This window comes from Moorena sp. SIO4A1 (assembly GCF_010672065.1).
Taxonomy (GTDB): domain Bacteria; phylum Cyanobacteriota; class Cyanobacteriia; order Cyanobacteriales; family Coleofasciculaceae; genus Moorena.
In genome coordinates this window covers 40,500-58,305 of the sequence record NZ_JAAHHX010000029.1, presented here as the reverse complement: position 1 = coordinate 58,305, position 17,806 = coordinate 40,500, and the positions used below count along the sequence as shown (strand labels likewise).

Here is a 17,806-nt window from a genome sequence, read left to right as displayed (position 1 = left end):
ACCTAGTTGTTTGTTTGTGTTAGGTCAGGATCGGGAGTACATAATTGAATTGAAAATCCAAAATCCCATGACCTCTAAGCGGATTTTTATCACTGGTGCTAGTGGCTGCATTGGTCACTACATCACTGAAGCGTTAAGTCTCGACACTGACCATGAGTTGTATTTGTTAGTCAGAAACCCTGACAAATTAAAGTTTGACGACTTGAAGTTTGGCGACAAGGGGCGTGCTGGCATTACCATCCTAAAAGGTGATCTGCGGCAGATTGAAGACTTTGGTGACTTGCTCAAGACAATGAATGCGGCAATTCTGGCCGCAACCGCTTGGGGAGGTCAACACGAAACATTTGATATTAACGTTGTCAAAACTATCGAGTTAATCAACTTGCTTGACCCTACTGTTTGTGAGCAAGTAATTTATTTCTCTACTGCTAGCGTATTGGATAGGAATAACCAATTACTCAAAGAAGCTGGTGAACTTGGAACAGAATATATCTATTCAAAATACACTTGTCTGAAGCGCTTATCCCAATTAGCGATCGCTCCTAAGATTACTACCGTCTTTCCTACCTTGGTACTGGGTGGAGACGAAACTAAACCCTACTCCCATCTGTCATCGGGACTCCCAGATATTGTCAAATGGATTAACTTGATTCGTTGGTTTAGAGCTGATGGCAGTTTCCACTTCATCCACGCCCAAGATATTGCTCAGGTCGTGCAATACCTGATTGATCATCCTCCCTCTCAAGGATTGAGTGCAGAAGCAGAGTGGATTTCTAGTGGTAGATTGGTTTTGGGTTGTCAGCCGTTGAGTGTCAACCAAGCCGTAGAAGAAGTTTGTAGGTATCTTGGTAAACAAATTTATTTTCGCCTACCATTGTTTATCTGGCTTGCCAATATCTTTATTGTGCTGTTCCGGATTCAGATGGATCCTTGGAGTCGGTTTTCCTTGAATTACAGACATTTTATTTATCAAAACCCCGTGAATCCAACCACCTTTGGTTTACAGACTTACTGTCCTACACTTACTGACCTTCTCAAAGTTAGTGGCATTAGCAGAGATTAGATTTTTCAAATCGTGACACTTTAAACTAGAAACAGGACTCCTAGTTAAGTTGTCTTTAAGTTTTCCATTGCTGAAATATAAATTATGCTTAATTTTAACATAACACCATCAAATGATCCATAACTCGGCTCAAGTACCCTAGCTTAATTCTTTGATAGTCTTAGGATAAACGACGCGATTAACCGAGGTTGCTCTAACTCACAGGGAGCAGGTCTTGCGTTGCAGAACATTTGTACTATGTACCATTAGAGCAAGCTTAAACCCATGAGGGGGCTATAGATAATGTACAAATATTCTAGACATCTCCAAAAATTAACCTCAAACCCTTGTAATGCCTGGGTCAAAACCGATTTTATGGAGATGTCTTCTGCATAAGGACATGCTCCCCCTATTACCTATTACCCATTACCTATTACCCATTACCTATTACCCATTACCTATTACCCATTACCTATTACCCATTACCCAGATTTAGTACAAATGTTCTGCATAAGTGACATGCTCCCTAACTCACAAATTTATCTGAATAAAATAATACTATCATCTCCGGTTGACTAATTATTAGAATCAGTAATTAGTCTCGGGGGGATACAAGCGCACCAAAATACTTACCAGAGCTAAATTTAGCAGCTCTAACTTTACCAGCTTTAGGTTTAATATCATGTCAGGATAATTACCCTTAATAAAAACCTCCCCCATCTCCCCATCCTCATAAGGGTAGGTTTTTTAGAAAGGGGCGAGTAGGTACTTTGATTACGTATAAATTCCTCAAAATATGTATCAAAATACACAATATTTTCCGGGATAATTCTCCCCATTTCCCGCTTTTCCCGATTCCCGACTCCCGATTCCCGACTCCCGATTCCCGACTCCCGACCCAAATGTAAAAAACCTACCCCTGTGAGATCTCCCCATCTCCCCATCTCCCCATCTCCCCACACTTACCACCCTCCCCACACTTCCCACACTTACTCTAATTATGGGTATTCAACCTGACTTGATATAAGGTCACTATGCTCCACAACTATACCTAGACAATCATGAGCATAGTTTTAATTACTGAGAACTAAATTACTGAGAACTAAATCCCAGATTATTCCCTCCAAGTTGGATAAAAATCAGGTTAATAAATTGCGTAAATGAATTGGCTAAATCCAGAATATATCAGGATTATAGACGACCATTTACCCTTTTATTTAATTGGTAATTATTAATTGGCACTTTGTAGTTAATTTACGATTACCGATTATATTATGTCGGGATAATTACCCTTAATAAAAATCTACCCATCTCCCCATATTTACCTCCTGGGAGGGGTTAGGGGTGGGTCCCACCCTCCCTCTAATTATGGGTATTAAACCTGAATTGATATTAATTATTACCTATTAAACACAAGCTATTAAAAGCTTTTTAATCATCCAATAAAAGCTTTTAAAAAATCCTTTCCCTGCCGTAAATTAATTTTACAAAATCTTTAACTAATCGGTAGGTAGAATTACACTGACTTTATAATCAATAGCGAATTTTTCGCTTATTATTAATCTATAAATGGAAGTATTCAGCCGACAGCTAACGCCATAGGCGCATCTACCATTGCCAGCTATCAGCCATTGCCTGAGCTGAATGCTTACCTATAAATAGGGATTTTTTTCCGGTTAAGTATATTATATGAAGCAAAAAAAACATTCATTATAATGATATTCCGGATTTTTTTAGGCACCAATCAATATCTGTGCTCACTGTTGAATACAACAATTACAACGTAAGCTAATGCGCTACGCGCAGGCTACGCCAACAGCTATCAGCTATCAGCGTGTCGCGTATCAGCTATCAGCGACCACTGACCACTGACTACTGACTACTGACGGCTGAATGCTTACATTACAACACTAGTATCAGAACAATTATTGTGCCTTGAATTTCCCAAATTGAACCGCAAATTTAGGCAGTTCAAAAAAAACTTCGCTGGCTGAAATTTATTCCACAACACCCAGACAATTATGAAAATGAACAAAACCATTGCTAAAAAATTATTACTGTTCGCTACAGTAACCGGTTCCGTTCTCGCTGCTGCACCAAGTTTGGCTGCTACTTTCGCTTTGTCTAAAGGATCCTTTGACTTCAAAAACTTTAGTACTGATCCTCTGGAAGTCGTTACCCTGACTGAAGCCGACACTTTTGTGATTTCAAGTGGGGGTGATGTGATTGCTGAGGCGAACGCGGTGTCAACTTTTAACCCTGATTCACCCGATCCACTAAAACGAGCTGGTAATAAATCTTTGAGTACCGCTGAGGGTGAAGGAAGCAACTACCGTGGTGTGGCGGAAAGTTTTGCTGGACTTATCGGTTACAACTTCTTTGTCGATGCAGGGGAAACCTTTTCTTTCGATTTCAATGGTTTTCTCGATCTAATCACCATGATCGACAATCCACCTGCAGAAAGTGCAAGTGCCGAGGGCACCGTAGTTTTCGAGTTATACGATAGCAATGACTTGAGTACTCCCATCGACTTCTTCGCTCTCTCTGGTAACTTAGAGACTCTAGGATATGATGATTTCCTTGTGTCTGCTCACAGTGACAATGTGTTTGCTTATAACGACTTTACTAAGTTGTTTGGAGGAACAGAGGAATTTGCTCTGGCTGATGTTCAGGGTTATTATGAGCGCACTTTCGAAACAGCAACTTATTTGACCTTAGTCGAAGCTAAAACGAATAAGGCAACCGTTAAAGCTCCTGAATCGTCAAACTTGCTAGGCTTACTTTTCTTCGGTTTACTGAGCATTGGATACCGAGTCAAAACTAAAAGTTTTACCGATAAGTCAAAGTTATTAAGGGATTAATCATAATAATAATTAAGTCCGGTTAATCACTTATTAACTCCTGGATTTTTGGTCATAAGCAATCGGTAATGGGGAATCGTAAACTACCAATTCCTAATCCCCCAATTACCAATTACTAATTCCCCGATCAGGAATATGATAATTATTCAACCGGATTTGATATAATTAGTTATTAGTTGGAAAAAAAAACCGCTAGTGGGAGCATTTTGCTCCCTTATTTTTTTCCTGATGTTGCTCTCTTATCTTTGACCGTAGAAGAAGCAAAGCTAGAGCTGGAACTTCTGCTATAACTCCTGCCTGACTCTCTGGTCACAGTAACCTCTTGACTGGTGTTTGCTTGATCACCAGATGCAAATGCCCTACTTTCGGATTGGACTACTACCTTTCCATCTGGTGAAACTATCCATTTTATGATTATCCGGGAGTGAATCATAATTTAATGCCTCCATGGCTTTTTTGATTGATGTTTACCAACTTTAAAGGGTAAGCATTCAGCATTCAGCTGAATGCTGACTTACCCATTACCCATTACCCTCAATCATGCCACTACTGACCCAACGTCTAGGCAGTTTGACTATCAACATTATCAAGCATAGTGTCACTATGAAGCATATAGTTTAGTTCACGATTGAGCCAATCCTGAAACAGTCTATCCAATATCTCGTCGTACCGTTCCGGTGTTAATTCAGCAGGGATAAACCTTTCTACCATCAAGATATGATAACCCTGAGGAGTTTTGACGGGATTGACCACTTCTCCAATAGGTACACCAAAGACAATCGCTGCTATATCTGGACGTAAATTCCAACGGTAAAGCTTTCCTTCAAAACCGCACTTCTGTCGGCGTTCCTCATCAATGTCGTAGATATGAGCTGCTTGATAAAAGCTAATTTCTTTTTCTTCAATTTGATAGAAGAGTTCTTGGGCAAGTTTATCGTTAGCTACAATAATTTGATAGAGCAAAATTTGGTCAAAATCTAGTCGGTTTTGACCAAAAAACTTTTCCACATCTTTATCAAATAGAGACTTGGCTAACTTTTTAGCTAGCAATTGCTGGCGAATTCCGGCTTCCCAGTCATCGGAAGTAATCATATTATCCGCTAGCCAAGCTAGAGTGTCTGAAGCTTTCTCCAAGCGATTTTCGTGACGGAATTTATCGGCTTCTTCCTGAATTTCTTCGGCGGTGACGGTTAAGTTTCTTTCCGCAGCAGCTAGATTAATGACTTTTTGATACAAAATTTTCTCAGAGACATCTTTGAGCTGGATTTCTCGTTTCAGAAACTCAGTAATTTCCTGTGGTTCAAGGGATGCTCTAGAAAGAATAGTCATGGTTAGCTTTTCCTTGTTCAGATTTTAGCTGATCGGGTAATGGGGCAACATATGGGGCAACGGATGAGTTAACAGATCTAAGGGATGGGGTGATTCCGACTACTTATCAATTTTCTGCTAAAATTGTATCAGATCCTGTGATGAAATCAGCATTAGTTAGGGTGCTTGCACCCTGTCCATCGACGGTTGCTTTGACTACAGCTAGAATATCGTTATTGAATTTCACCAAAGTGGCATCAGCAATGCCATTACCAGTGCTATCAAATACCTCTAGTTAAGCGATCGCTACTGCTTGAACTCCAGCCATTAGTCCATGAACTGCTATTTGTGCTATTTGTTTGTGAGTCGTTAGTTCCTATCCTACTACGATCGTTACCATTGATAGTGAGGCTATTGTTTCTGATGATACTGGAAAAATTGTTGGAAAAATTGTTTGTAGTCGCAGTTGAACTAGCAATTAAACTATGGTTCTGTTCGATGCTGTCTGTGATGGGCTTTGTCAACCTCTGTGTGAGACTCTTTCCGAGACTCTTTCTAATCAGACTCACACGAGGAAGAATTGTCAATGTTCTGCTGAAATCAAACATGGCTATTAATCGGCTATCAGCCTTGTGTTACCGTTGAGCTGCACCTGCTGAATCTGCATTTTGTAGTGTTAACTGTTGAGTGTTGACCGTTAACTGTTCTACTGCTGCACAGACAGGTCTTCCCTCTACCAAGCCTCAACTGTTAACTATCAACAAAAATCGCTCATTTCAAAAACTATGCCAATTAAATGGTGATTAGCCTAAGCCTTTAACCTGTCTCTATAATGCTGCTCCACTCATAGGATAATTGATTGGTAATTGATTGGTAATTGATTGGTAATTGGTAATTAAATATCCATGATTTTAGGGAGTTTAGGCTCAACCTAAAAAAGGAATGAACATCTTTTTACCTTCATTCCTAATTCGATTCCCTCCTGATTATCAAGTTAGGGGCTGGGTGGTAAACTATAGAAACTTTAGTTTCCATCGCCCATCCCCTAGTCTCCCTTACCTATTACCGAAAATTACCGAAACCCCTTATTGATTTATCGCCGGATTTACCAAAATCGGTATTATCTCTTTATACCTAAAAACAAAGACAAACTGTCAGACTGAGCCCGGAAAAGTCCTTGCTTAGTCCTAGCCTCAGCATCAGCACTCGCCTTGGCGATGCTCTTCTTAGAAAACTTGCTATTTATTACTCTTGAATCAGTATCAGTCCCTGCTGAGGTTTGATCGCCAACAGCCAATGCATCAGCCTCAGCTAATGCCACGTCAGCTCTAGCAAGTGTTCTGGTATTTGCCTGAGCAATTCCACCGCCTATAATCCAGTTTTCTTGAACATGTTCCCGAGCAAAATCTAGGTTATTAATAATCATTAATCAACCTCTACCTGTATAGCTGTGCCTCTTAGATTGATGATAAGCATGGATAAGCATCACATTCCTTTTTTAACAAAAAGGGTGTTCTTATCCCAAAATACCTAATTTGAAACTACATTTAAAACTACCTGGGCATCACTAGTTTTTGTTAACTGATAATTTTCAGTCAACTAACGTTACGCAAACCCTTCCTTCTCTTGATGCAGTCGCTCATGGGGGAAACCACGGCAGTTGCTCATGGGGGAGACCCCCAAGACCGCACTGCCTCCCCAAGACCGCGCTGCATCGCTTCTGTTCCAGGTTTTCCGTTCCTTTTTTCCTTGTCTCCACCCAGTTAATTTGAAGTGTTTCCAACGACTTCCTGCTAAGCCATGAGCCTAGACAATCTTCCTTATTTCGTCCTATTTGCCTTAATTAAAGGGGAAGCATTGGTCTCTAAATCTAGAGATGAATTTATCCTAGATAGAAAGGCTTCCCAATTTCATCTTTCTATTTGCCTTAATTAAGGGGGAAGCATTGGTCTCTAAATCTAGAGATGAATTTATCCTAGATAGAAAGGCTTCCCCCCCAGCAATCTAATCAGGTACTACAATTAGTCCCTACTAAGATTATTAGCCGACCGCAGCCACAGACAAAGAAATTGAATCAGAGCTGTATTCAGTAGCTTTAGCGTCACTAAAGGTTTCACTAAGACTATCGTAACCATCGGCACTAGCAGTAGCTTCAGCAGTAGCCAGGTTGCCGCGAAGGTTCACATAAGAGTCAACATACTTGTCAATATCGACATATTCAGTGATATTAATGGTCTTACGATCATAGAAGTTTATACGACGGTATAGGCTTTCACCACCAACGATATTGGTTTCTTCTTTAACAACTTCGATGTGATTTAGGTCAGAAATATTCATGGTTGGTCTGCTCTTTTGTAAGTTTGGTGTTAGTGAACAACTTGGTTGTTGTTAGTTTTATTATACCGCTAATTATTCAATTTGTATCACTTGTCAAGCCAATTTGGCGGAAACTTGAATTAAATTAGTTAGGTAGCTAAAAACAACTTTATTGTTATTTTTATCCTACCTCTCTTAAGTCAATTTGTCTCGCTTGTCACGCCAATTTGGCGGAAACTTTAGCTCGAACCTTGATTAAGTTAGGTAGGTAGCTAACAACAACTTTGATTTTGTTGTTGTTAGTTTTATCCTACCTCTCTTAATTGAATTTGTCTCACTTGTCACGCCAATTTGGCGGAAACTTTAGCTCGACCCTTGATTAAGTTAGGTAGGTAACTAACAACCCCTTGGTTGTTGTTACTTTTATAGTACCGCTCTTAGTTGAATTGGTTTTACTTGTCACGCCAATTTGGCGGGAAAGTTTTAGGGATAGTTTAACGTAACAAATTGTTATGAAAAATGCCCAAGTTATGGAAAACTAACTTGGGAGTATTAATGGAATTTATGCAGTCTCAAAAAATTAAGAAAAACAAAATCAATTCAGTGATTGGGGGACTGTCAGCATTGAGTTATCAGCCCCTCACCTTAATGGTGAGATTACCAGTCCCTAGAAAAACCGTACATTCCTAGTAGTTTAGTAGAATTTTTGCAATTTGTGGTTAAACCACTGTTCTTGAGAGCCCCCTTGCACTAGTTGGCTTCTCCTGTCAAGGGGCTTTGCATAGTCGAGATCTTTAATATTCCTTAAGCACTTAGGAGCATCTTCCCTATCCTGCTTGAGGCTGTCGGTTGTAGCTTGATTGAGTGAGTCCATTTTCTCGTTATCCCGTCGCAATCGGCAGTAGGTTCGCGACGGTATGTATTCTAAGGGGTTAAGACCCAAATAACGCAGCATCAAAACACAAGCCCACGAATACTTGCGATCGCGAATTGCTTCTTCAATCAAACTAATCTTTTCAGGATCTAGGGTTTTGCCCACTGGGCGATTAGAACGACGAAGCATGGAGTAACTCATGATGATTTCTCTGTGATCTGAAGGTCAACGAATTGGATTTGCAGGATTTACGCTTGAACTCTACCTCTAGTTTCAATAGTCAGTGATTCTGGTTGGTCAATTAAGCGAAGAGTTAGAGTACTGATCTAACCATCTGATTTGAGTTGTGAAACCTGCGAAGATGGCGTGATCGGGTGATCGGGTGATTGGGTGATCTCGAATAATCTCACAACCTGTTCTTTTTTACCAATCAATTATGATTGATAGATCAGGATTCTCTTCTTCTAAATCTCCATCAATCATCGCAATTTTGAACAACACCAGATTCTTCCCCCCTTGCCCCTAGTTGACTGACAAACCTCTAAAACTTGAAACACTCTCAGTAAAGACTATTTTGAACAAAGCTTTATGAAAATTTTGATCAGATTTCGTGAAAATTTTGATCAGATTTTGTGAAAAGATTGTGAAATTCTTTATCCACAGGGGATTCACACAGCTTTTCCATGACCATGCTCAATGCTAGCTCTGACCATAAATTTCCATAACTGGGCAAAGCCCACGACTTGTCAGTCAATCCATTTCCCTCCTTTGTACTCCTCTTCCCTGACTGGTTGTGCCACCAGGGTTAATTGACCTGGATTTAGGACCACCCCTATTACCCTACAGGCAGTATGTCGATGGCTAAATTGCGTTAGCTTCATCCGCAGCCTCATCACGAACATGCCCAGCATGAGTGTGAGATGAATTGCGGACAGGATCTTTCATCGTTTATACTAGCTATAGTAGGGAAGACCAAATAAGAGCTAACCGCCACCTACGTGCTTAAAAAATAGAACTTATTGTATTGTTCCGGTGCGGAGGGGCATCCCGTATCGTTAATAAAGCTTACCGAGTATCCGTTCGCGCAGCGTCGGCGAAAGCCGATACCGTTGGGTGGAGTTGGTAAGAAGCCCACACTGTAATCCTCGATTCAGTGTGGGAGTATGTCACTCCTGCTATAGATTGACACCACCTTTTTGCAGCTGTCGGATTGGATCTAACAAGAAATCCACAATCCGACGGCGGCGGATAATGATATCAGCTTTGGCTGTCTGACCAGGTTTAAATCGGATCATTTGATCGTCCTCTGTAACGTAGTCACGGTTTAGGGAAACTTCCACCTCATAAACCGAACCAAGTTGTTGATCAGTTTTGGCATCGGCAGAAAGGGAGGTAACTTTCCCTTTGATGATGCCGTATTCCTGATATGGATAGGCATCAAGCTTGATTTGCACCGGCATTCCTTCTTTGATAAAGCCTGCCTCTTGATTAGGTAAACTGGCTGATAACACCAGGGGCGCATCTTGGGGCGCTACTTCGGCAATAGTTTGACCGGGTTGAAAGACTTCACCAATATTGGCAACGTTGAGGGAGGAAACTACTCCATCCACCGGTGCATAGAGAAACTTTTGTTTGAGCCTAGCTTTTGCACTAGTTAGCAGATTGCGGTTTTCAGCAATTTTGGCATTTAGTTGAGTCAGTTCGATCTCCAACTGCTGAAGTTTCTGCTTGGTCTCGAGCTGAGTCCGATGGACTTCTGCTTGCTTCTGAGTTAAACCTGCTTGAAGTCGTTGGATTTCTGCTAAGGTCTGGTTGAAATCGCTCTGAGTGAGAGTGATCGCGCTGTTGTGATCGCGTATACTCTGCTGGGCTTGATAAATTTGGTCTTGGTTACTGGCTGCTTCTTGCAGTTGGGTTTGGGTAATCACCCGCTGACTCGCTCGTAGGCTATGTTCTGCTTGAAATACTTGTTCTTTTGAGATTGCCCCTGATGCTAACAGGGGTTTGAGATTCTCTAGGCGTTCTTTCAGGGCAAATGCATCATCCTCTCGTTGCTGGAGCAGTGCTTGGGTAGTCGCCTTGAGTCGTTTTAGCCGTTCTAGTCTGTCCTGACTGGCGACTTTTGCCTCCTGATGTTGGAGCAGTTGTTCTTGTAAGGCGGCTACTTTAGTCTGTGCCTGAGCGATAGCGGCCTGTTGTGCGTCAATGTCCGCTTTGGCAATTTGCTGACGGGTTTGGGCTTCTTGGCGGATGTTTTCAATCAGCCCTTGCATCTGAATTAATTTGATTTGGTCAGCATTGATCAGTTGCTCCAAACGCTCTACTTCCGTAGCACCAAGTTTTGTATCCAGTTCCACCAAGACTTGCCCAGCGGTAACCGATTCCCCTTCTTTGACTGCAATCTTGGCCACCTTGCCGGATTCGATCGGGTGAATTTTATACACTTCTCCTTTTGGCACTAACTTGCCTGTGGCTTTACCCACTTCGTCAATTTGCCCAAAGGTTGCCCAAACTCCACAGACCATACAGAAGGCGAATCCGCCCAAAAGCAGTCTCTGGGGCAGTACCGATGGGGGCTGATCCAGTAGATTTTGTAGGGCTGTTGACCAGTTTTGAGTGTTGGTAGCTCCTAGTGATGATGTTGGTGTGACCGGATTTGGGACATGATTAGGTGATGGTCGGACTAGTGGTGCTGATACCGCTGTCCCTCCATAGATCGATCTAATCTCAGCTGAGGTTAGATTAGGGTGAGCGGTTTCTCCCTTAGGGAGTCCCTCTCTAGACGGCATAGATGCTTCTGGTTTGTTCATGGTAGTTCACCGATAATCACTGCTAGTGTTGTGTGTATTGATTTGAACTGAGAAGACTAACCTTGGCGAAAGTTAATCTTGAACACAGTGGGCGATATCAGGGAAAATACAAGAATCAATAAGGAGCCATTATTCTCAACATTATTGATAATAAAATTCAATAGTCCTAATAAGCAAGGCTGAATATGGTCATAATTTTTGCCCCGTATCACATTTTTGCTAAATTTTTCTTGGGCTTACCCTGTGGGCGATATACTGATCAACCCTAATCACCCCAAGAGCTATTTTTTAAGCAAAAAATTGATAAATTTCATAAATGCCAGGGTTAAAGATCCAGCTGCTGCTGGGCTAGGTGGTAGTACAGACCTTTCTCAGCCATGAGTTCCTCGTGGGTACCGCGCTCTGCGATCAGACCTTGGTCGAGGACGAGTATAGAGTCAGCATTGCGCACCGTAGAAAGACGGTGGGCAATGATGAAGGTAGTGCGATCGCGACTAATGCGAGCTAAATTTTGTTGAAAACGTCGCTCGGATTCTGTATCTAGGGAGCTAGTCGCTTCATCGAGAATCATAATCTTGGGGTTACCCAGCAAGGCTCGGGCGATCGCAATCCGTTGCCGTTGTCCCCCAGACAGGTTAGACCCTCTCTCCCCAACCTTGGTGTTGTATCCCAGGGGCAGGTTTTGAATAAACACATGAGCTTCAGCCAATTTGGCAACTTCTACCCCTTGTTCGAGGCTATACTCGGGTTTGTATAAGGTGATGTTCTCTAAGATCGTCCCTGAAAACAAAAAGCATTCTTGGGGTACCACACCTAATTGAGAGCGTAAAGACTGGGGAGAAACATGTCGGATGTCGTGGCTATCAATCAAAATACGGCCTGTAGTTGGCTGATAGAGTCCTTGGAGCAGCTTTACCAAGGTACTTTTGCCCGAGCCACTGCGTCCGACAATGGCTATGGTCTTTCCAGGGGCAACCTCGAAGGAAATGTTTTGAAGGGTGTATTGTTCATCATCCTCACTATAGCGAAAGCTGACATTGTCAAACTGGACATGCCCCGCGATCGCGGGCAATGGCATCAGGGGTTTTTGGGTATTCTCTTCTGGCTGGGTGGTCAAGACATCATCGAGCCGTTCCACCGATACCAAGATTTCTTGGAATTCATCCCAAAGTCCCACCAAAGACAAAATCGGGCTAATCACCCGACCAATGAGCATATTAAATGCCACAAACTGACCAATTGTGAGCTGTTCCTGAATTACCAGACTAGCCCCGAACCACAGTAAAGCCGTGCCGCTGAGGTTATTAATCAAGCCACTGACTGACCCTAAGCCGTTGGCCAAGTTCTGTCCTTTGAATACCATATTCAACTGACCCGTGAGGCGGTCTTCCCAGCGCCAGCGCACCTCTTGTTCAGAGGCTGCTGCTTTGACAGTTGCTACTCCCGACATCATTTCTACTAACAGGGAGTTTTGTGCCGCTGCTTCTTTAAAGATTTCCCTGGACACTTGGCGTAGAAATGGACTGGCAAGTATGGTCAAAATCGCAATCGGTACAATCGTTGCCAGCACCAGCAAGGTTAGGTGCCAGTTGTAGTAGAGCATCAGCCCCACATAGACAAACATCATTACCACATCCAGCCAAGTGGCAATGGCTTGCTGAGTGAGGAACGCCTGAATTTTACCAGTTTCCTGGACTCGGGTTAGGATGTCCCCCACCTGGCGGGATTCAAAAAACTTCAGGGGTAGTGTGAGGGTATGCTTAATAAAGCCACTGACAAAGGTAAGACTGAGTCGATTGGAAAAGTAATCCAGCAGGTAGCGTCTGGTGACACTCAAGCCTATGCTCCAAAGGCCAAAGATGACTAGACCAATGGCAAACACATTGAGGGTAACAACACTTTTGTTAACCACCACCTGATCCAAAATGATTTGGGTAAACAGGGGGGTAATCAGACCAAAAACCTGGAGCAGTAGGGAAGCTAGGATAATTTGCAACAGGACTGTGCGATGGGGCCATAGCAATCCCCAAAAGCGATTCAGAGAAATCTTTTGATTAGGAGTCCCTGCTAGCTGGGGAGTGGGATTCAACAGCAGCGCATATCCTGTCCAACCCTCTAGAAATTGTTGTCGAGAAAGCGATCGCTTTCCTACAGCTGGATCCGCAACAAGTACCTTCTCCCCTTTGACCCAATAGACAACTATATAATGATCACCTTGCCAGTGAGCAATCCAGGGGTTACTCCGATCCGCTAGGCGAGCTAAAGACGCTCTAACTGGAGTAGCTTGAAATCCCAAGGTTTCTGATGCTCTGGCTAACCCTTTCAGGGATGACCCAGAACGCCCCACCCCTGCCAGATTCCGTAGGGAATTCAAGCTAAATCGTTTGCCCCAGTAACGTCCAATCATTGCCAAGCAAGCAGCGCCACAATCTGAAGACGATTGCTGTTCAATGAAGGGATAGCGTTGCCACAACCCCTGAAGAAAAGGTCGCTTCGTCGGTACGGGAAATGGGATCAGTTTAGACTCAGCCTGGGTCGAGTTACTTTGTGTTTCACCATTTCCATTGCTAGGGGGGTTGGATGGAATTAGCGGTACTCTGTGACCCGGCTGATTACGGATTTGGTGAACTATGGCGCTAGTGGCGTCTGATTTCTGGTGTCCATTTTCAGAGCTTTGACCCGTCTGTGGACTCAACCTTGCCAGCACCGGTACCAGGGCTTGGGCAGTGTCCCAATGTTCCTGAGGGAGATAGGTTACCCATAAATCGCTTTGGGCAATCCAATCTTCCGGTACTGGCTGAGGATAGCCCCAACTTTCGCCAATGGCAATGGTTAGTGGGCAATTCTCTTCAACTCCACCCCTTGCAATCTGACCACTACGTAGCCAGTAACGACCGACTTGGCCAGACTCAACTAAGGACTCCCCAGCGGAAATCCGTGTGTCTACCAGGTAGGGCAACAATTGCTGTAGGGTGATGCTGTCAAGCGATCGCAATTCTGTCAAGGTCTTGAAGAAAATCAAGCGTTGCCGGTGCTGAGCTTGTTGCTGTAGGTGTTCGAGCCACTCCGGTAGCTTTTCTAACCAAGATTGCAGTTCCGCTAAGGAGATCCGAGCAATCTTTCCTGAACTCGCTGCGATCGCTTGGTAAGGATAAGATAGGTTGCACAACAGTTCCTCAGCCCCAAAGGTTGCCCCCTCTTCAAGAACCTGTACCGATACGTCCCGCTGTTTTTCCTCATCAAAGCTTAGCAGCCGCACCCGCCCGCCACAGACGACGTAAAAATACTTATTTGGTTCATTTTGAACAGAATCTTGGCTTAACTCCCGTCTAGGATAGGATATAATTTTATCACCTAGATCAAAGTTATGAATTTGGAAGGATTGACTAAATTCTGGTAATAGTGTCTTTGATAGCGTCTTATCCAACCAGTTCGCGATTAGGTGTTCAATAACCTCGGAAGATTTCTGGGTCGGGTATTGGCCAAGGTAATCTGGTGGTTGCCCTGATTTTTCTAAACCGACCGTTTTCTGATGCATTAGGTAGAACCCCTTCTTTAGTTAGTTTTACCTTGTCTTGACTAGCGCCATGGTTAGGTGGAGTCTTCGGCCCCATTTGATTGGCACGATTCTTGATTGTTCAAACAGTACTCTGGGTATTCACATAGACTCTGCTCTCCCTTTTGACCTAGTGATAGTTCCAGTAGTGTTCCCTGGGGTTGACTTAGGAGTTGACTTAGGAGTACTGTGGCATCCAACAAGTGTTTGCCGTTTTATGCCACCTAAGCCATCCCAGCTAATCCAGGTAATAAGTAATAATTTGATGGTCACCCTTGCTCGGGGAGGCTAATCGCCCTTTTTTAGGTAACTTCATAAAAAGCTTGTGAAATCAATTATGAGTTTTTTCCGCTGAAAACTCAATATCTTTACATATTTCTTAAAAATTCAAATCTTTTCTACATATTCCTTACCAGTAAACCCATGGACAATCTCCGGAATAATCCTATGTGAAGTAAATTGGTGCTGTCAAGTTGTTTTCACAATAAATTCACGGTTTTTAAGGGAACTTCAATAAAATTTTAGAAAATCTTATTGAAGTTAAGTCGCCAGATTGAAGTTAACCAGCCAGATAGAGTTGTCAAGTTTTCCTAACATTTTTACTAAACTCATATAATCAGTTTAGTAGTTATCAATAGTTTCACAAGTACTTTACCAACTCTTCATTAAATTTTACTATAAACTTTAAACAAAATTCACAAGTACAGCAATGTCTCAGCTCCTAGAGAAGCTTTGTGATTCGTGATATAGCGGTTTTTAGCCTAATGAGGTACACAGGATTTTTTACCTTTTCTTTCTTCTGACTTTACTGCTCCGAAGTCCCTGCTCCCTGCTCCCTATAAACCCAAAAACTTGTACCTTACTAGCTTAAAAACCGCTATAGTGTGATACGGTTTATCAATTACCCTAGGGGTTATACCCATCAATAATTCGCCAACTTAAATTCGCCAGCTTACAGAGCACCATACTCCCTATCTGGTCGTCATATCATCGACCCTTAATACTAAATCATTAAAACTGATCGGGAGATGGGGAGAAGTAAGGGGAGGGAAGAACGTGGATATTGTTAATCATCACTCATCCTCCGGACTTGCTATAAGTTAATCAATAGTTAAGTAGCTCCACTTAATTAAACATCAAACGTTCAACAGTATAATTTCCCTGTTGACCCCGATTTTCCATCCCCTCAATAATTGCTAAAGCGTTGGTCGTATTCATCCTCAAATACATAACTACCCAATTCTTGACGTTTGAGATGTAGCCCTTGGTCTTCAATACGGTTCATTTGAGGAGAATAAGGAGGAAGAAAAAAGATGCGTGGGTCCTTGTTTTGACCAAATTTGATGACGTTGTTGAACTACCTTGGCACGATGGATTGAAGCGTTATCGTGAATAATCACTGTGGGCTTTCCTGTCTCAAATAATCGCTTCATCGCTTTTTGTGCTTGCCATTCCATCAAACGAAGATAACTGTTGGTGTTGTAAGTTCCCACTTTCAAGGTATATTCAAATCTTTTGTCTTGTTCCCAAACTCCGATGCGGATTGACTCTTCTTCCTTTTCTACTGGTTTGAGAAATAGATTTTTGTTTACCAATGGGACTATAGCCGTAAGCATTCAGCAGTCAGCTGTCAGCCGTTGGCCACAGACCCAAAGCTGATAGCACCTCAAGTAGCGTGGCCATTCCCGTAGCGTGGCCATAGGCCAAAGCCCAAAGCTGATAGCTAAATGCTTACTCAAGACAAGGTCAAAAACGGTAATTATTTTGTATAATTGATTTAGAAATGCTATCGGTAAACTACTTACTAGAAGAAGCATAGCAAGAGGATGAACTTCTGCTATAAATTCTGGCAATAGAGTCTCTTTTGACAGTAACCTCTTGAATAATGGTTGCTTCATCCCCAGAGGCAGTTGCTGTACTTTCGGCTTGGACTACAACCGTACCATCTGGTGAAACTATCCATTTTATGATTGTCTGGGAACGTTTCATGGTTACATCACTCTAGTTAGTAATTTTAGTTATTAGGTAGATTCAATTTTATTACCCCTGCTCCGAAGCTCCGTTCGCGTTCGCGCAGCGTCTGGCTCTGCCAGTAAGCGTGGCCCACGGCCTTAGCTCCCTGCTCTCTAAAACCATTAATAGCATTGGGATTATTCCCCAGTATTGATGGTACTAAGTTCACTATGGATCATATAGTTAACTTCACTATTGAGCCACTCTTGAAACATACTCTGTAAAATTTCTTTAGACTTTTCTTCGGTTAATTCAGCTGGAATAAATTCTTCAACTAAGAAAAGATGATATCCTTGTTCGGTTTGCAGGGGATGAGTCACTTCTCCTGGCTGAACACTAAAGATAACGGCAGCTATCTCAGGCTTAAAACTCCAGCGATGCAACTTTCCTTCATAGCCACACCGTCGCTGCCTTTCTGGGTCTATATCATAGAAATGAGCAGCTTCATAAAAACTGATTTCTCCTTCTTCAATCTGATAGAAAAGCTCCAGAGCAATTTCCTCAGAATCCACCAGAATTTGATAAACCAACACTTGCTCAAAGTCCAGTCGATTTTGAGCAAAGCTTTTTTCGACATCCTTAGAAAATAAGGACTCAGCAAGCTTTTGGGCAAGCAAGCGATCGCTAATTCCCGCTTCCCAATCCTCTGCTGTCACCATCTGATCTGCCAGCCAAGCCAATGTTTCTGCTGCCTTTTCCAAACGATTGGCATAACGGATCTCATCCGCCTGAGCTTGCACGTCTTCTGGTGAGACTGTTATCCCTCTTTCTTGAGCTGCTTTATTGATAACTCGTTGATACAAAACTTTTTGACAGATGCCCTTGAGATGTATCTCCTTTTTCAAGGAGTACATAATTTCCTCTGGAGTCACCGATGCTTTGGAAAGGTCAACCATTACACCCGATTATGAACTATAATTGGAACTACTTACAGTCTTGGTCAGATTCAGCTGAGTCAACCCTCTGACTATTATCATCATACAAAAAGCAATTCCTAACCTCTGCCAAGTTGCCGAATTGAGGGGG

Annotated in this window: 15 protein-coding genes; 3 read left to right on the top strand and 12 right to left on the bottom strand. The window is 42.6% G+C overall.

Features of this window, described 5'->3' with window-relative positions; all coding sequences use genetic code 11:
- Positions 1 to 67 precede the first annotated feature (67 nt).
- Entirely contained in the window at positions 68 to 1,063 is a 996-nt protein-coding gene (locus F6K53_RS19890; RefSeq protein ID WP_293068110.1) for an NAD(P)-dependent oxidoreductase, read from the top strand.
- Positions 1,064 to 1,722: 659 nt separating this feature from the next.
- On the opposite strand, the gene F6K53_RS19885 is transcribed toward F6K53_RS19890, so the two are convergent.
- Entirely contained in the window at positions 1,723 to 1,986 is a 264-nt protein-coding gene (locus tag F6K53_RS19885) for a hypothetical protein (protein WP_293068113.1), read from the bottom strand.
- Between the two features lie 1,077 nt (positions 1,987 to 3,063).
- Here F6K53_RS19885 and F6K53_RS19880 point away from each other — a divergent pair.
- Entirely contained in the window at positions 3,064 to 3,903 is an 840-nt protein-coding gene (locus tag F6K53_RS19880; RefSeq protein ID WP_293046652.1) for a hypothetical protein, read from the top strand.
- A gap of 214 nt (positions 3,904 to 4,117) precedes the next feature.
- Here F6K53_RS19880 and F6K53_RS19875 read toward each other — a convergent pair whose 3' ends face one another.
- The 3 genes from F6K53_RS19875 to F6K53_RS19865 form a co-directional block, all read right to left on the bottom strand.
- Positions 4,118 to 4,336, bottom strand: coding sequence for a hypothetical protein (locus F6K53_RS19875; protein WP_293068116.1), 219 nt, complete (start codon positions 4,334 to 4,336; stop codon positions 4,118 to 4,120).
- A 128-nt stretch (positions 4,337 to 4,464) separates the two neighbouring features.
- The gene (locus F6K53_RS19870; protein ID WP_293068119.1) at positions 4,465 to 5,232 is read right to left on the bottom strand and encodes a peptidylprolyl isomerase; all 768 of its coding nucleotides are present in this window, start codon (positions 5,230 to 5,232) and stop codon (positions 4,465 to 4,467) included.
- Between the two features lie 1,099 nt (positions 5,233 to 6,331).
- Entirely contained in the window at positions 6,332 to 6,637 is a 306-nt protein-coding gene (locus tag F6K53_RS19865) for a hypothetical protein (protein WP_293068121.1), read from the bottom strand.
- Positions 6,638 to 6,840: 203 nt separating this feature from the next.
- Between F6K53_RS19865 and F6K53_RS19860 the strand changes: the two genes are divergently transcribed.
- Complete coding sequence (locus F6K53_RS19860) at positions 6,841 to 6,978, top strand: hypothetical protein (protein ID WP_293068124.1); 138 nt, start codon at positions 6,841 to 6,843, stop codon at positions 6,976 to 6,978.
- 273 nt (positions 6,979 to 7,251) lie between these two features.
- Here F6K53_RS19860 and F6K53_RS19855 read toward each other — a convergent pair whose 3' ends face one another.
- The 8 genes from F6K53_RS19855 to F6K53_RS19820 all read right to left on the bottom strand — a co-directional run bounded on the left by F6K53_RS19855 (position 7,252) and on the right by F6K53_RS19820 (position 17,676).
- The gene (locus tag F6K53_RS19855) at positions 7,252 to 7,548 is read right to left on the bottom strand and encodes a hypothetical protein (RefSeq protein WP_293068127.1); all 297 of its coding nucleotides are present in this window, start codon (positions 7,546 to 7,548) and stop codon (positions 7,252 to 7,254) included.
- Positions 7,549 to 8,221: 673 nt separating this feature from the next.
- Positions 8,222 to 8,602, bottom strand: a complete 381-nt coding sequence (locus F6K53_RS19850; protein ID WP_293035794.1) for a HetP family heterocyst commitment protein — start codon at positions 8,600 to 8,602, stop codon at positions 8,222 to 8,224.
- A gap of 974 nt (positions 8,603 to 9,576) precedes the next feature.
- Positions 9,577 to 11,211 (bottom strand): HlyD family efflux transporter periplasmic adaptor subunit, encoded by a 1,635-nt coding sequence (locus F6K53_RS19845; RefSeq protein ID WP_293068133.1) that lies wholly within the window; start codon positions 11,209 to 11,211, stop codon positions 9,577 to 9,579.
- A 325-nt stretch (positions 11,212 to 11,536) separates the two neighbouring features.
- Positions 11,537 to 14,749 (bottom strand): peptidase domain-containing ABC transporter, encoded by a 3,213-nt coding sequence (locus F6K53_RS19840; protein ID WP_293068136.1) that lies wholly within the window; start codon positions 14,747 to 14,749, stop codon positions 11,537 to 11,539.
- A gap of 1,289 nt (positions 14,750 to 16,038) precedes the next feature.
- Positions 16,039 to 16,383 carry a hypothetical protein gene (locus tag F6K53_RS19835; RefSeq protein ID WP_293068139.1) on the bottom strand — a complete coding sequence of 115 codons (345 nt, stop codon included), beginning with the start codon at positions 16,381 to 16,383 and terminating at the stop codon, positions 16,039 to 16,041.
- The gene (locus F6K53_RS19830; protein ID WP_293024706.1) at positions 16,384 to 16,584 is read right to left on the bottom strand and encodes a hypothetical protein; all 201 of its coding nucleotides are present in this window, start codon (positions 16,582 to 16,584) and stop codon (positions 16,384 to 16,386) included.
- On the bottom strand, positions 16,565 to 16,756 hold the full coding sequence (locus F6K53_RS19825) for a hypothetical protein (protein WP_293024708.1): 192 nt from the start codon (positions 16,754 to 16,756) through the stop codon (positions 16,565 to 16,567). Before F6K53_RS19825 ends, F6K53_RS19830 begins: the two co-directional genes overlap by 20 nt.
- Positions 16,757 to 16,917: 161 nt before the next feature.
- Positions 16,918 to 17,676: a peptidylprolyl isomerase gene (locus F6K53_RS19820; protein ID WP_293068142.1), complete on the bottom strand. Its 759-nt coding sequence runs from the start codon at positions 17,674 to 17,676 to the stop codon at positions 16,918 to 16,920.
- Positions 17,677 to 17,806 lie beyond the last annotated feature (130 nt).

What these genes read in the sequence shown, in the direction of transcription:
- F6K53_RS19890 (WP_293068110.1), top strand. Translation starts at nt 68, where the DNA reads ATGACCTCTAAGCGGATTTTTATCACTGGTGCTAGTGGCTGCATTGGT.
- F6K53_RS19885 (WP_293068113.1), bottom strand. Translation starts at nt 1,986, where the DNA reads ATGGGGAGATGGGGAGATCTCACAGGGGTAGGTTTTTTACATTTGGGT.
- F6K53_RS19880 (WP_293046652.1), top strand. Translation starts at nt 3,064, where the DNA reads ATGAAAATGAACAAAACCATTGCTAAAAAATTATTACTGTTCGCTACA.
- F6K53_RS19875 (WP_293068116.1), bottom strand. Translation starts at nt 4,336, where the DNA reads ATGATTCACTCCCGGATAATCATAAAATGGATAGTTTCACCAGATGGA.
- F6K53_RS19870 (WP_293068119.1), bottom strand. Translation starts at nt 5,232, where the DNA reads ATGACTATTCTTTCTAGAGCATCCCTTGAACCACAGGAAATTACTGAG.
- F6K53_RS19865 (WP_293068121.1), bottom strand. Translation starts at nt 6,637, where the DNA reads ATGATTATTAATAACCTAGATTTTGCTCGGGAACATGTTCAAGAAAAC.
- F6K53_RS19860 (WP_293068124.1), top strand. Translation starts at nt 6,841, where the DNA reads ATGCAGTCGCTCATGGGGGAAACCACGGCAGTTGCTCATGGGGGAGAC.
- F6K53_RS19855 (WP_293068127.1), bottom strand. Translation starts at nt 7,548, where the DNA reads ATGAATATTTCTGACCTAAATCACATCGAAGTTGTTAAAGAAGAAACC.
- F6K53_RS19850 (WP_293035794.1), bottom strand. Translation starts at nt 8,602, where the DNA reads ATGAGTTACTCCATGCTTCGTCGTTCTAATCGCCCAGTGGGCAAAACC.
- F6K53_RS19845 (WP_293068133.1), bottom strand. Translation starts at nt 11,211, where the DNA reads ATGAACAAACCAGAAGCATCTATGCCGTCTAGAGAGGGACTCCCTAAG.
- F6K53_RS19840 (WP_293068136.1), bottom strand. Translation starts at nt 14,749, where the DNA reads ATGCATCAGAAAACGGTCGGTTTAGAAAAATCAGGGCAACCACCAGAT.
- F6K53_RS19835 (WP_293068139.1), bottom strand. Translation starts at nt 16,383, where the DNA reads ATGCTTACGGCTATAGTCCCATTGGTAAACAAAAATCTATTTCTCAAA.
- F6K53_RS19830 (WP_293024706.1), bottom strand. Translation starts at nt 16,584, where the DNA reads ATGCTTCTTCTAGTAAGTAGTTTACCGATAGCATTTCTAAATCAATTA.
- F6K53_RS19825 (WP_293024708.1), bottom strand. Translation starts at nt 16,756, where the DNA reads ATGAAACGTTCCCAGACAATCATAAAATGGATAGTTTCACCAGATGGT.
- F6K53_RS19820 (WP_293068142.1), bottom strand. Translation starts at nt 17,676, where the DNA reads ATGGTTGACCTTTCCAAAGCATCGGTGACTCCAGAGGAAATTATGTAC.